The organism is Nonomuraea sp. CA-141351, assembly GCF_050944675.1.
In the GTDB taxonomy this organism is placed as follows: domain Bacteria; phylum Actinomycetota; class Actinomycetes; order Streptosporangiales; family Streptosporangiaceae; genus Nonomuraea.
Genome location: NZ_CP191982.1, coordinates 1,011,901 through 1,023,511, shown reverse-complemented (window position 1 = coordinate 1,023,511; position 11,611 = coordinate 1,011,901). Strand labels below are relative to the sequence as shown.

Genomic DNA, 11,611 nt, shown 5'->3' with positions numbered 1-11,611 from the left:
CGAAACGACTATTCGCCGAGCTCGGCCGTGAGGCCGCGGGTGACGTTGGGGTCGACCGGGACACCCGGGCCCATCGTCGTGGAGAACGTGACCTTCTTCAGGTAACGCCCCTTGGCCGCGGACGGCTTGAGACGCAGCACCTCGTCAAGGGCGGCGGCGTAGTTCTCGATGAGCTGGCGCTCCTCGAACGACGTCTTGCCGATGATGAAGTGGAGGTTGGCCTGGCGGTCGGTGCGGAACTCGATCTTGCCGCCCTTGATCTCCGTCACGGCCTTGGCGACGTCCGGCGTCACCGTGCCGGTCTTCGGGTTGGGCATGAGACCGCGCGGACCGAGCACGCGGCCCAGGCGACCCACCTTGCCCATCAGGTCGGGCGTGGCCACCACGGCGTCGAACTCGTTGAGCCGGTTGCCCTTGGAGATGTCGTCGATCAGGTCGTCGGCGCCGACGATGTCGGCGCCCGCCTCGCGGGCTGCCTCGGCACGGTCACCGGTCGCGAAGACCAGGACCCGGGCGGTCTTGCCGGTGCCGTGCGGGAGGTTGACCGTGCCGCGCACGATCTGGTCGGCCTTGCGAGGGTCGACGCCCAGCCGCAGCGCGACCTCCACGGTGGCGTCGAACTTGGTGGTCGACGTCTCCTTGGCCAGCTTCGCGGCCTCGACGGGCGTGTAGAGCTTGTCGCGGTCTACCTTGGAGGCCGCGTCTTTGTGCGCCTTGCTGCGCTTCATTGCTGTGACTCCTGAGTGGTACGGCGAGCCCCTGCGAAGGGCCCTCCCACGAATTGCGAAGAACTTACTCGGCGACGGTGATGCCCATCGACCGGGCGGTGCCGGCGATGATCTTCTCGGCCGCCTCGATGTCGTTGGCGTTGAGGTCGGGCATCTTCGTCTCGGCGATGCTGCGCAGCTGCTCGCGGCTGAGCTTGCCCACCTTGTCGCGGTGAGGGACCGCACTGCCCTTGTCGAGACCGAGGGCCTTCTTGATCAGCTCCGGCGCCGGCGGCGTCTTCGTGATGAAGGTGAAGCTGCGGTCCTCGAAAATGGTGATCTCAACGGGGATGATGTTGCCCCGCTGGGACTCCGTCGCAGCGTTGTACTGCTTGACGAAGTCCATGATGTTGACGCCGTGGGGACCGAGCGCGGTACCCACCGGCGGTGCCGGGGTGGCCTGGCCAGCGGGGAGCTGGACCTTCACCAACGCGGCGATTTTCTTCTTCGGAGGCATTTGTCCTTCTCCGGGTCCTGATTGCGATGCTTGTCAGAGCTGCGGATTGCGGCCCTGACATGTCGGAGGCCGCCCAGCCAACAAGAGACCCGCCTACCAGACCGCAAGGCCGTGACAGGTTTCCCGTTGGTCGCGTAAGGCGGCCGACCGAACGTCTAAGTGTATGTGATCGTCTTAGATCTTCGAGACCTGGTTGAACGAGAGCTCGACCGGAGTCTCGCGACCGAAGATCGAAACGAGCACCTTGAGCTTCTGCGACTCGGGGCTGATCTCGCTCACCGAGGCGGGCAGCGTGGCGAACGGGCCGTCCATGACCGTGACGGACTCGCCGATCTCGAACTCGACCGTCGGGCCCGCGGCCGTCTTGGCCGCCGCCTTCTTGGTCTCCTCGGTCGGCTCGGGCGCCAGCAGCTTGGCGACCTCGTCGAGGCTGAGCGGGCTCGGCTTGTTGGACAGGCCGACGAAGCCGGTCACACCGGGCGTGTTACGCACGGCGGCCCAGGACTCGTCGGTGAGCTCCATGCGCACCAGCACGTAGCCGGGCAGCACGCGCTCCTTGACCGGCACCTTCTTGCCGCTCTTGAACTCCTGGACGGTGTGCGTCGGCACCTCGACCTGGTAGATGTAGTCCTCCATGTTGAGCGACACGTTGCGGCTCTCGATGTTGGACTTCACGCGGTTCTCGTAACCGGCGTAGGAGTGAATGACGTACCACTCGCCGGGAAGGCCGCGCAGCGAGCTCTTGAACTCCTCGACGGGGTCGACGTCGGGAAGGACCTCACCGTCTTCGACGGCGGAAGCCTCGACATCGGCTGCCTCGTCGCTCTCCGCGACCTCGGCCCCCTGGAGCGCCGACTCGGCGGCCTCCTCAGTGGCCTCTTCCAGCTCGTCGCCCCACTCCTCGCGGGACTCGTCGGCCGGAACTGAAGACTCGGACACGGTGACTCTTCCTCTTTCGTCTTTTCGCGATTCAGCTCGGAACGAACGGCGACTCCGTCAAGCGACACCGGCGGGCGTCTGGATCAGCCGCCGCCGAAGACCTTGAGGACCGCCCATCCCAGGGCACTGTCAAGCCCGTACACGATCGCAACCATGATCAGAACGAATACCAGGACGACCGTGGTATAGGTGACGAGGTCCTTGCGGGTCGGCCAGATGACCTTGCGGAGCTCGTTGACGGCCTGCCGATAGAAAAGGGCAGGTGAAGTGCGTGTCTTCTTCTCGCCACTCGGCTTGCCTGCGGTCTCGCCGCGCGTGTCGATCGCCACAGTCCTCACCTGAAATCTGTCGTATCCGACGCAGTTTTGCGGCGCGCTTACACGCCATTATTGCGCGGACCGCACTCGCAGGGCACGAGGGACTCGAACCCCCAACCGCCGGTTTTGGAGACCGGTGCGCTACCAATTGCGCCAGTGCCCTATGTCGCTAGACCAGACTACCCTGATCGACCCACTGCCTGGACCGAACCGCTCGCCGACATGCTGTGCGGAAGGACCAGCCGAAAGCATACGGGGGATTGCCTGGTACGTCGAACCGAATACCGATCGCCCAGGTCACGACTGCGCGGGAGCAACGTGGGAGCATGGACGCATGTCCACCCGACCTCGTATCTCCGCGAGAATTTCCGCGATTTCCGAGTCCGCCACGCTCGCCGTGGACGCCAAGGCCAAGGCGATGAAGGCGGCTGGCCGCCCCGTCATCGGCTTCGGCGCCGGCGAGCCCGACTTCCCGACGCCCGGCTACATCGTCGAGGCGGCGATCCAGGCGGCCCGTGAGCCCCGCTTCCACAAGTACACGCCGGCGGGCGGCCTGCCCGAGCTCAAGCAGGCCATCGCCGACAAGACGCGGCGCGACTCCGGCTACGCGGCCGAGGCGTCGCAGGTGCTGGTCACCAACGGCGGCAAGCAGGCGGTCTACGAGGTGTTCGCGACTCTGCTCGACCCCGGCGACGAGGTCCTGGTCGTGGCCCCGTACTGGACCACCTACCCCGAGGCGATCAAGTTGGCCGGCGGCGTGCAGGTCGACGTCGTGACCGACGAGTCCACCGGCTACCTGGCGAGCGTCGAGCAGCTCGAGGCCGCGCGCACCGAGCGCACCAAGGTCCTGCTGTTCGTCTCGCCGTCCAACCCGACGGGCGCCGTCTACTCCCGCGAGGAGACGACGGCGATCGGCCGCTGGGCCGCCGAGCACGGCCTGTGGGTGGTCACCGACGAGATCTACGAGCACCTCGTGTACGGCGGCGCCGAGTTCACCAGCATCGCCACGGCCGTCCCCGAGCTCGGCGACCGGGTCGTGATCCTCAACGGCGTGGCCAAGACGTACGCGATGACCGGCTGGCGCGTGGGCTGGCTGATCGGCCCGTCCGACGTGGTCAAGGCCGCCACCAACCTGCAGTCCCACGCCACCTCCAACGTCTCGAACGTCTCCCAGATCGCCGCGCTGGCCGCCGTCTCCGGCGACCTGTCGGCGGTGGCCGAGATGCGCACGGCGTTCGACCGGCGCCGCCAGACGATCGTCAGGATGCTCAACGAGATCCCGGGCGTGTTCTGCCCGGAGCCGAAGGGGGCGTTCTACGCGTATCCGTCGGTCAAGGAGCTGATCGGCAAGGAGCTGCGCGGCAAGCGGCCTCAGTCGTCCGGTGAGCTGGCCGAGCTGATCCTCGAGGAGGCCGAGGTGGCGGTGGTGCCGGGCGAGGCGTTCGGCACACCTGGTTACTTCCGCCTGTCGTACGCGCTGGGCGACGACGACCTGGTCGAGGGCGTCAGCCGCATGGGCAAGCTGCTGTCAGAGGCGCGCTGAAGCCCGCGTCCGTCAGGGCGCGGGTTTCAGGGTGACCCCGGCGGCGATCTGCTTGATCTGGGCGGCCAGGCCGGGCGTCGCGGCGATGTAGACCGCGGTGCCCGGCCGCTCCAGCCACATGAAGTTGCGCAGGCCGGTGCGCGTGGTCCAGCGCAGCGCCGGCCTGCCCTTGTACGCCGTCAGCGTCGACCTGGCGACCAGCGTGACGAACTGCTCGACGCTCCGCACCCCGCAGACCACGCCGACGTACAGCTCCTCGTCGTTCTTCCGCCAGATCAGGCCCTTGACCTCGAGTTGCCGGGTGAGCGACCCCAGGCGGGCGAACGAGCCCGTCCTGATCAGCCCCTCTGACGTGGCCGGCAGCTTCACGTCGGTCGACCCGCAGGCCAGCGAGCGGCCCTCGTGCGGTACGGGCGTGGGCGGCGGCATGGCTTGGGACTCGGGCTCGGACACGGGCGTGTCGCCACTGCCGCACGCCGCCAGCGTGAATACGAGGAGCACCGCTGCCAGACGCCGCATCGGACCCCCCAAGAAATGCACGGAAAAGGCTCCTAGTCTCCTACAGGACCTTTGACGGAAGCGGCAATTGCGACCAGTTCGCGGCTGAGCGACTCGCTGACCCGGATCCACGCGCCCTCGCCGGCGCGCTCCGGCCAGACGATCAGCCGGCCGCCGCCCGGATGCCTGCCTGCCACGGCGGGCCTGCCGCGCACGGTGGTCGCGCGGGCGTCCAGCACACTGGCCCGACTACGGTAGCTCGCCCAGTCGGCGGCGGGCTCGACCTGGGCCTCGACGAACCGGTCGCCCGAGCCGAACCTGGCCCACGCCCCCTTGGGCTCGATCGCTCCCCCGCCGCTGCGCTCCAGCCCGGCGGGCAGGTAGGTGAGCCAGAAGTCGTGGGAGACCACCGCGAGAGTGGCCTCCGGCGGGGTCCGCACGGGGACGGCGTCGGCCACGGCGTCGGGCCGCAGGCGTCCGAAGCCCGAGGAGAAGAGCGCGTAGATGATCGAAACCGCCACTCCGGACGCCAGCACCGCGAGCGCCGCGCGCCGTCCCTGTCCGATGCCGGCAGGCTCCTCAGGGATCATGCCTGGTTGATCCCCCGTTCAGCCCCGTCCGTACCGCCGGCGTTCACTTGATCGCCCGGATGCCCTTCGCAATCTTCTTCAGCTCGGAATGGTTGCCGACCGCCATCTCGTAGTCGGGGCTGACGGTCAGTCTGACGGCCAGGTCGTCGCGGAGCTTCCAGGCCATCGTGAGCGTGCTCTTGTCCGTGAAGAACGGTTCGACCTCGCCCGCCTCGCCGAGGTTGGCCAGCCACGCCTTCTTGCCGTTGACGTCCACGATCTCGGCCCCCTTGGGGGACTCGACGTAGCGCCCCTTGGCGGCCTCACCCTCGAACACGATCACTTGGACCCAGAACATCCGCTCGTCGGTGGCCGGCTTGTCGAAGCTCGTCGCGTAACTGTGCCCGGACGTCCCCTTGCCCGACCACCTGCCCCAGATGAACCCGTCCGGCAGGTAGCCCAGGCGGATGGCGCCGAACTTCCGACCGTCGCCCAGGTCGCCGAGGTGTTGCGGCGGCGTACCGACGTCGATCTCGACGTGGGTGCGGGGGGCGACCTTCTCGCCCGACACCGGGTTCTGCCTGCGGACAAAGCCGTTCCTCAGCTCGGTTCCGACGTTGTCGACCACCAGGCCGACGTTGCGGAGCGCGGAGATCGCCTCGGCGGCGCGCCTGCCCGTCACGTTCGGAACGGTGACGCCGCCGGTCTCCACCACGGACTGGCCCCGGCCGCCGGCGGTGTTCGTGGTGCCCGCGAGTTCGGCCGAGTTCAGCGTCATAGGTACGGCCACCGCCAGGGCCGCCGTGACGAGCGCGGCGCCCGCCACGCGGAACCGGACCACGCGGGAGCGGTGCCGGCGCCGTACGGTCCTGCCCAGGTCCGGCGGGGCCTGCACTTCGGCGACGTGCGCCGCCATGGCGTCCGCGAGATCGTCCTCGATCCTCATCCGATCACTTCCTTAGCGAGATTCAGGTTTTCGCGGATCCTGGCGAGCCCCCGTGCCGCCTGGCTCTTCACGGTCCCGACCGAGCAGCCGAGCAGGGCCGCGGTGTTCCCTTCTGTCTGGTCCTCCCAATAGCGCAGGACCAGGACGGCCCGCATCCGGGGCGGCAGCCTGCGCAGCTCCTGGATGAGCGTGTCGCGCAGGTCGAGGTCGGGAGAGTCGGCGGCGGTCTCCGGCGGCCGGGCGAAGGTGATCTCCTGGATGATCTTGCGCCGCCGCGCTCCGCTGATCGCCGCGTTCACGACGATCTTCCTCGCGTACGCCTCGGGGTTGTCGCCCCTGATCCGCGGCCAGTGCCGGTAGACCTTCTCCAGCGCGTGCTGGACCAGGTCCTCGGCGTCGTGCCTCGTCGCTCCGCAGACCAGGATCGCGGTACGCAGCAACGACGTGCTCCGAGCGGCGAGGAACTCGTCGAACGCCGCTTCGTCGTCATCTGTCATGAGTGAGGGTCCCCTTTCGCCCTCCCCAACGCGCGAACCCCACCCGAGGTTGAGTGGCAAGATATGTCAATGGCAAGGCCCCTGATCTCGCTGCCCAAGGCCCATCTTCACCTGCACTTCACGGGATCGATGCGGCATTCCACGCTGATCGAGCTGGCCAGGGAGCAGGGGCTGCACCTGCCCGATGCGCTGGAGGTGGACTGGCCGCCCAAGTTGCGGGCCACCGACGAGCGCGGGTGGTTCAGGTTCCAGCGGCTGTACGACATCGCCAGGTCCGTGCTGACCCGCCCCGACTACGTCTACCGGCTGCTGCGCGAGACCGCCGAGGACGAGGCGGCGGCCGGGTCGCGGTGGCTGGAGATCCAGGTGGACCCGTCGGGCTACGCGCAGCGCTTCGGCGGGCTGACGGCCACGCTGGAGCTGACGCTGGACGCGGCGCGCCAGGCCGCCGAGCACGCGGGGGTCGGGATCGCGGTGGTCGTGGCGGCCAACAGGACCCGCCACCCGCTCGACGCGAACACGCTGGCCAGGCTCGCGACCCAGTACGCCGGCAAGGGCGTGGTGGGGTTCGGGCTCTCCAACGACGAGCGCCGCGGCGAGGCCAGGGAGTTCGAGCGGGCGTTCAGGATCGCCAAGCGGGGCGGGCTCCTGTCCGTGCCGCACGGGGGCGAGCTGATGGGGCCTCGGAGCATCTCGCAGTGCGTCGACGACCTGGGTGCCGATCGCGTCGGGCACGGCGTGCGGGCGGCGGAGGACAGGCGGCTGATGGAGCGGCTGGCCGACCGGCAGATCTGCTGCGAGATCTGCCCCACCTCGAACGTGGGGCTGGGGGTGGCCGAGCGGGCCGCCGACGTGCCGGTGCGGCGGCTGTTCGACGCTGGAGTGCCGATCGCTCTGGGCGCCGATGACCCGTTGCTGTTTGGTGCGCGGCTGTTGCGGCAGTACGAGCTGGCTCGTGACGTTTACGGCTTCAGCGACGCGGAGCTGGCCGAGCTGGCCCGCCAGTCCGTCCGCTCCTCCGCGGCCCCCGATTCGGTACGCAAGGAGTTGCTCAAGGGCGTGGACGACTGGCTGACGGGCTCATTGGAGTGACGTGGCGACGCGGATGGCCTCTTCCTTGCTCTTGAGGCCTTCCAGCCGGTAGCTCAGCGTGTCCTGCTGCCAGATGAGGGTGGGTCCGGCCTGGCGCAGGGGGACCTCGGTGCCGTCCTGGCGCAGGATGTAGCCGAGGGGATGCGCTCCCGGGACCCACCACGCGTTGTACGGGCCGACCTTGACGTAGTCGGGCCACGGCGGGCCGAGCTTCTTGAAGAACACCGGATCCACGCCGCCGTCGAACTGGTCGAGCCTGACGCCGTTCGGCCAGAACATCGACACGACCCTGCCGTTGTCGGCGACCGTGACGCTCCTGGCGTCGCCGAGCGCTTTCAGCGTCTTGACCTTGAACTTCACCTGGCCCGGGGCCTTGTCCGGCTCCACGGTGTGCTCGCCGGGCATGGGCGCGGTGGTGGTGACGGCCTTGGGCGGCCTGTCGCCGATCTGGAGCTCGATCCCGGCGAACCGCAGGATCCTCACCACGGCTGCCCGGCCCTGAGGGGTGGCTGCTGTGATGGCGATGACGACGAGGACGACGGCCGCGACGACCTTCCACCTCGCCCGCCGAACACGTCGTACCGGCCCCCGGGGGTGCGGTCGCACGGGGCCATGCGCCGGATCGGGCCCAGTGCTTTCGCCTGGGGCGGGTTCGAGGCGGGCGCGGACGGCGGCGGCGACGTCGGCCGGCGGTGGGCTGGGGACGTCCAGGAGCTCCCCGAGCGCCAGAAGTTCGGACTCCAGGTCGTCGAAAGGCTCACGCGAGTTCATTGCCCACCTCCTCCCTCAGCCGGGCCAGCCCCCGATGCGTGCTGGATTTGACGGTGCCGACGGGCCAGTCGAGCACCTGTGCCGTCTCCGCCTCGGTCAGCTGTAAGAAGTACCGGCAGACGACGGCCTGACGTTCCCGCTCGGGCAGCCGCCGTACCGCCTCCAGAAGGCGGGACCGCCGGTCGGTGGCCACCGCCGCACCCTCGGGGTCGTCGGGCGCGGCCACGGAGGCCGTGGCGCCCAGCCGCAGGGTCAGCTCGGAGCGGCGCCCGCGCGACCGGGTCAGATTGTGGGTCTCGTTGGCCACGATCCGCAGCAGCCAGGGGCGGAAGGGCGAGTCCCTGCGGAAGCTCGCCAGGTGCCGGAACGCCTTGACGAACGCCTCCTGCACGACGTCCTCGGCTTCGTCCCCCGCCCCGAGCATGGAGGCGGTACGGTGGGCGAGCACGCTGTAGCGGGCGACCAGCGCCTCATAGGCGGCAAGGTCACCGGCGAGCGAGCGCTCGACAGCCTCGTCGTCGTTCATGGCGAGTCAGATTCCACCCCATTCGCGGCCTCCGCGGAAGAGGCTTTCACGCTTCATGTGACCCCACCCGTGATCGGGGCATTAGACTCGGGCAATCCATGAGCCCCCTCGAAGGAACTGGACAATGTCTTCTGGGTATGACCGTGTAGTGCAACCGGCGGCCGGTGACGAGGCGTTGGAGAACCACCTAGGTGGCGACGAGGCCAAGAACTATCGGCAGTACGAGTTCGACATGGTCGCCCCGCATGTCGGCCGTTCGATGCTGGAGATCGGCTCGGGGCTCGGCCACTTCGCCGAGCAGTTCCTGCCGCGCCTCGACAGGCTCGTGGTGAGCGACTTCGACCCCTACTGCGTCGAGCAGCTGGAAAAGCGCTTCGCGGACCGCGACGACATCAGCGTCCTGCAGTTCGGCCTGCCCACCGACATCCCGCTCGAGGACAAGGTCGACACCGTCGTCATGATGAACGTCCTGGAGCACATCGAGGACGACGCCGAGGCGCTGCGCTCGCTGGCCCGCGTCACCCTGCCGGGCGGGCGGATCATCATCTGGGTGCCCGGCTACCCGCAGCTCTACGGAGACTTCGACCGCAAGGTGGGCCACGTCCAGCGCTACACGCCCAAGACGCTGGGCGCGACGGTCGCCAGGGCGGGCCTCGACATCGAGACGCTCAAGCCGATCAACTTCCTGGGCGGCATCGCCTGGTGGGCGGCCGTGCGCCGGGGCGGCGTCGGCTACCCGGACCCGCGCCTGGTCAAGATCTACGACCGCACGGTGGTCCCGACGACCCGCTTCATCGAGCGGTTCATCAGGCCACCGTTCGGCCAGACCGTCTTCTGCGTGGCGAGGGTCCCCACGCCCAAGGCCTGACGGCTATTTGATGGAGCCGGCGGTGAGGCCGCCGACCACCTTCCGCTCGATCAGGGCGAAGAGGATGATCACGGGGATGGTGGCGATCACCGATCCGGCGAACAGGTTCTGCCAGTCCACCTGATATTGGCCGATGAACGAGTTGAGAGCCACCGTGAGCGGCTGGTTCTCCGGCGTCGTGGTCAGGGTCAGCGCGACCACGAACTCGTTCCACGCGGCGATGAACGTGAAGATCAGCGCCGTGATGACGCCGGGCATGGCCAGCGGCAGCGTGATCCTGAAGAGCGCGCCGAAGCGGCCGTTCCCGTCGATGAACGCGGCCTCCTCCAGCTCGCGCGGGATCGAGGCGAAGTACGCGTTCAGGATCCACACCGCGAACGCCAGGTTGAACCCGGCGTTGACCAGGATCAGCGACCAGACCGAGTCCACCAGCCCGAACTGGTAGAACTCGCGGTAGATGCCGACCAGCATGGCCGTCGGCTGGAACATCTGGGTGATCAGCACCAGGATCAGGAACGCCGTGCGCCCTCTGAAGTCGTGCCGGGCGGAGTAGTACGCGGCGGGCAGGGCCACGAGCAGCACCAGCACGGTCGAGCCGCCGGCGACCTTGAGCGTCACCCACAGGTTCCCGGCCAGGCCGCTGCTCCAGAAGTTGGCGAGGTTGGACCAGACCCACTCCTTCGGCCAGAACGTCACGTCACGCAGCGAGTCCTGGGCGCGCAGCGAGGTGAGCAGCATCACCAGGTACGGGAACAGGAAGACGAACGCGATGACGTACGCGGCGGCCGCGATGACGACGGTCTTGAGACGCGGCATCCTGCGCCGCGCGACCGGCCTGACGTGCTGGTGCGGCCTGGTGGCGGCCGGGCGCATCGTGTTCAGGGCCATCACGCCACCTCCTTGTTCCAGCGCGAGACCTTGAGGAAGACCGCGGTCAGGATGATCACCATGCCGAAGTTGACGACGGACATGGCCGCCGATTCGCCGATGTTCGAGCCCTTGAGGATGAACATGAGGATCGTCGAGGTGGCCGTGGAGTAGCCCGGCTGGCCGTGGGTCATGGCCCAGATGATCGGGAAGCTGTTGAAGACGTTCATGACGTTGATGAGGGCCGCCACGGTGAGCGCGGGGCGCAGCAGCGGCAGCGTGATCGACCAGTACGTACGGAACCGTCCGGCTCCGTCCATCTTGGCCGCCTCATAGACGTCGGCGGGGATCGTCGCCAGCCCGGCCAGCAGCGCGTACGTGGTGAACGGCACCGACACGAAGACGGCCACGAACACCAGCCACGGCATCGCGGTGGACGCGTCGCCGAGCTGGTCGGCCGAGGCGCCGCCCATCGCGTCGATCAGCCCCAGCTTCAGCCGGATCTGGTTGATCACGCCGACCTCGGGGTCCAGCATCCACTTGAAGATGATCGCCGTCATCAGCACGGACGCGGCCCACGGCGCGATCAGTGCCCACCGGGCCAGCTTGCGCAGCGGGAAGCGCTGGTTGAACAGCTGGGCGAGGGCCAGCGAGATCAGCACGGTGAGCGCGACGACCGCGACCACCCAGATCACGCTGCGGACCATGATGTCGGCGAAGTCCTTCTCGCCGAACAGCTTGTCGTAGTTCGCGAGCCCGTTGCTCCCCTGGACCACCCCGAACCGGCTGATCTTGAGGAACGACGACCTGATCATCTCGATCACGGGCCAGAGCACGACCAGCGCGATCAGCACCACGGCGGGCCCGACCCACGCGAGGGGCTCGAGGGCGCGCAACCTTCTCATGAGCAACCTTCCAAGACGGTGCGGCCGGCACCGGTGACAGCGCCGGCCG

The 11,611-nt window shown here is 68.4% G+C and carries 15 protein-coding genes and 1 tRNA gene; 3 read left to right on the top strand and 13 right to left on the bottom strand.

The window, feature by feature from the left end; all coding sequences use genetic code 11:
• Window positions 1–8 precede the first annotated feature (8 nt).
• The 5 genes from rplA to ACQPWU_RS05335 form a co-directional block, all read right to left on the bottom strand.
• Entirely contained in the window at window positions 9–728 is a 720-nt protein-coding gene (gene rplA / locus ACQPWU_RS05355; RefSeq protein WP_360683149.1) for a 50S ribosomal protein L1, read from the bottom strand.
• Window positions 729–792: 64 nt separating this feature from the next.
• The gene (rplK, locus tag ACQPWU_RS05350) at window positions 793–1,224 is read right to left on the bottom strand and encodes a 50S ribosomal protein L11 (RefSeq protein WP_138719455.1); all 432 of its coding nucleotides are present in this window, start codon (window positions 1,222–1,224) and stop codon (window positions 793–795) included.
• A gap of 174 nt (window positions 1,225–1,398) precedes the next feature.
• Window positions 1,399–2,163, bottom strand: coding sequence for a transcription termination/antitermination protein NusG (gene nusG, locus ACQPWU_RS05345; RefSeq protein ID WP_360683151.1), 765 nt, complete (start codon window positions 2,161–2,163; stop codon window positions 1,399–1,401).
• Window positions 2,164–2,246: 83 nt separating this feature from the next.
• Entirely contained in the window at window positions 2,247–2,492 is a 246-nt protein-coding gene (gene secE / locus ACQPWU_RS05340; protein ID WP_433437316.1) for a preprotein translocase subunit SecE, read from the bottom strand.
• Between the two features lie 78 nt (window positions 2,493–2,570).
• A tRNA-Trp gene (locus ACQPWU_RS05335) sits at window positions 2,571–2,643 on the bottom strand.
• A gap of 171 nt (window positions 2,644–2,814) precedes the next feature.
• Here ACQPWU_RS05335 and ACQPWU_RS05330 point away from each other — a divergent pair.
• Window positions 2,815–4,023, top strand: coding sequence for a pyridoxal phosphate-dependent aminotransferase (locus tag ACQPWU_RS05330; protein WP_360683154.1), 1,209 nt, complete (start codon window positions 2,815–2,817; stop codon window positions 4,021–4,023).
• A 12-nt stretch (window positions 4,024–4,035) separates the two neighbouring features.
• On the opposite strand, the gene ACQPWU_RS05325 is transcribed toward ACQPWU_RS05330, so the two are convergent.
• The 4 genes from ACQPWU_RS05325 to ACQPWU_RS05310 are packed head-to-tail and all read right to left on the bottom strand — an operon-like array spanning window position 4,036 to window position 6,533.
• Entirely contained in the window at window positions 4,036–4,542 is a 507-nt protein-coding gene (locus ACQPWU_RS05325) for a hypothetical protein (RefSeq protein WP_433437314.1), read from the bottom strand.
• Window positions 4,543–4,574: 32 nt separating this feature from the next.
• Complete coding sequence (locus tag ACQPWU_RS05320; protein WP_433437312.1) at window positions 4,575–5,111, bottom strand: hypothetical protein; 537 nt, start codon at window positions 5,109–5,111, stop codon at window positions 4,575–4,577.
• Window positions 5,112–5,154: 43 nt separating this feature from the next.
• The gene (locus tag ACQPWU_RS05315) at window positions 5,155–6,036 is read right to left on the bottom strand and encodes a PASTA domain-containing protein (RefSeq protein WP_433437310.1); all 882 of its coding nucleotides are present in this window, start codon (window positions 6,034–6,036) and stop codon (window positions 5,155–5,157) included.
• Window positions 6,033–6,533 carry a SigE family RNA polymerase sigma factor gene (locus ACQPWU_RS05310; RefSeq protein WP_433437309.1) on the bottom strand — a complete coding sequence of 167 codons (501 nt, stop codon included), beginning with the start codon at window positions 6,531–6,533 and terminating at the stop codon, window positions 6,033–6,035. Before ACQPWU_RS05310 ends, ACQPWU_RS05315 begins: the two co-directional genes overlap by 4 nt.
• Before the next feature lie 69 nt (window positions 6,534–6,602).
• Between ACQPWU_RS05310 and ACQPWU_RS05305 the strand changes: the two genes are divergently transcribed.
• A complete protein-coding gene (locus ACQPWU_RS05305) occupies window positions 6,603–7,625 on the top strand; it encodes an adenosine deaminase (RefSeq protein ID WP_433437307.1) in 1,023 nt (340 codons plus the stop codon).
• On the opposite strand, the gene ACQPWU_RS05300 is transcribed toward ACQPWU_RS05305, so the two are convergent.
• Both ACQPWU_RS05300 and ACQPWU_RS05295 read right to left on the bottom strand, forming a co-directional pair.
• Window positions 7,614–8,396 (bottom strand): hypothetical protein, encoded by a 783-nt coding sequence (locus ACQPWU_RS05300; RefSeq protein ID WP_433437305.1) that lies wholly within the window; start codon window positions 8,394–8,396, stop codon window positions 7,614–7,616. The two genes, ACQPWU_RS05305 and ACQPWU_RS05300, sit on opposite strands and share 12 nt — an antisense overlap.
• Complete coding sequence (locus ACQPWU_RS05295; protein ID WP_433437303.1) at window positions 8,383–8,922, bottom strand: RNA polymerase sigma factor; 540 nt, start codon at window positions 8,920–8,922, stop codon at window positions 8,383–8,385. Before ACQPWU_RS05295 ends, ACQPWU_RS05300 begins: the two co-directional genes overlap by 14 nt.
• A 124-nt stretch (window positions 8,923–9,046) precedes the next feature.
• Here ACQPWU_RS05295 and ACQPWU_RS05290 point away from each other — a divergent pair, with 124 nt between their 5' ends.
• Window positions 9,047–9,790, top strand: a complete 744-nt coding sequence (locus ACQPWU_RS05290) for a class I SAM-dependent methyltransferase (RefSeq protein WP_360683169.1) — start codon at window positions 9,047–9,049, stop codon at window positions 9,788–9,790.
• Between the two features lie 3 nt (window positions 9,791–9,793).
• Here the strand turns inward: ACQPWU_RS05290 and ACQPWU_RS05285 are convergent, their stop codons facing one another.
• Both ACQPWU_RS05285 and ACQPWU_RS05280 read right to left on the bottom strand, forming a co-directional pair.
• On the bottom strand, window positions 9,794–10,678 hold the full coding sequence (locus ACQPWU_RS05285; RefSeq protein ID WP_433445158.1) for a carbohydrate ABC transporter permease: 885 nt from the start codon (window positions 10,676–10,678) through the stop codon (window positions 9,794–9,796).
• Window positions 10,678–11,562, bottom strand: coding sequence for a carbohydrate ABC transporter permease (locus ACQPWU_RS05280; protein WP_433437301.1), 885 nt, complete (start codon window positions 11,560–11,562; stop codon window positions 10,678–10,680). Before ACQPWU_RS05280 ends, ACQPWU_RS05285 begins: the two co-directional genes overlap by 1 nt.
• Between the last annotated feature and the right edge of the window lie 49 nt (window positions 11,563–11,611).

Coding starts and splice junctions, on each gene's coding strand:
- rplA (WP_360683149.1), bottom strand. CDS start 728: ATGAAGCGCAGCAAGGCGCACAAAGACGCGGCCTCCAAGGTAGACCGC.
- rplK (WP_138719455.1), bottom strand. CDS start 1,224: ATGCCTCCGAAGAAGAAAATCGCCGCGTTGGTGAAGGTCCAGCTCCCC.
- ACQPWU_RS05330 (WP_360683154.1), top strand. CDS start 2,815: ATGTCCACCCGACCTCGTATCTCCGCGAGAATTTCCGCGATTTCCGAG.
- ACQPWU_RS05325 (WP_433437314.1), bottom strand. CDS start 4,542: ATGCGGCGTCTGGCAGCGGTGCTCCTCGTATTCACGCTGGCGGCGTGC.
- ACQPWU_RS05320 (WP_433437312.1), bottom strand. CDS start 5,111: ATGATCCCTGAGGAGCCTGCCGGCATCGGACAGGGACGGCGCGCGGCG.
- ACQPWU_RS05315 (WP_433437310.1), bottom strand. CDS start 6,036: ATGAGGATCGAGGACGATCTCGCGGACGCCATGGCGGCGCACGTCGCC.
- ACQPWU_RS05310 (WP_433437309.1), bottom strand. CDS start 6,533: ATGACAGATGACGACGAAGCGGCGTTCGACGAGTTCCTCGCCGCTCGG.
- ACQPWU_RS05305 (WP_433437307.1), top strand. CDS start 6,603: ATGGCAAGGCCCCTGATCTCGCTGCCCAAGGCCCATCTTCACCTGCAC.
- ACQPWU_RS05300 (WP_433437305.1), bottom strand. CDS start 8,396: ATGAACTCGCGTGAGCCTTTCGACGACCTGGAGTCCGAACTTCTGGCG.
- ACQPWU_RS05295 (WP_433437303.1), bottom strand. CDS start 8,922: ATGAACGACGACGAGGCTGTCGAGCGCTCGCTCGCCGGTGACCTTGCC.
- ACQPWU_RS05290 (WP_360683169.1), top strand. CDS start 9,047: ATGTCTTCTGGGTATGACCGTGTAGTGCAACCGGCGGCCGGTGACGAG.
- ACQPWU_RS05285 (WP_433445158.1), bottom strand. CDS start 10,678: ATGGCCCTGAACACGATGCGCCCGGCCGCCACCAGGCCGCACCAGCAC.
- ACQPWU_RS05280 (WP_433437301.1), bottom strand. CDS start 11,562: ATGAGAAGGTTGCGCGCCCTCGAGCCCCTCGCGTGGGTCGGGCCCGCC.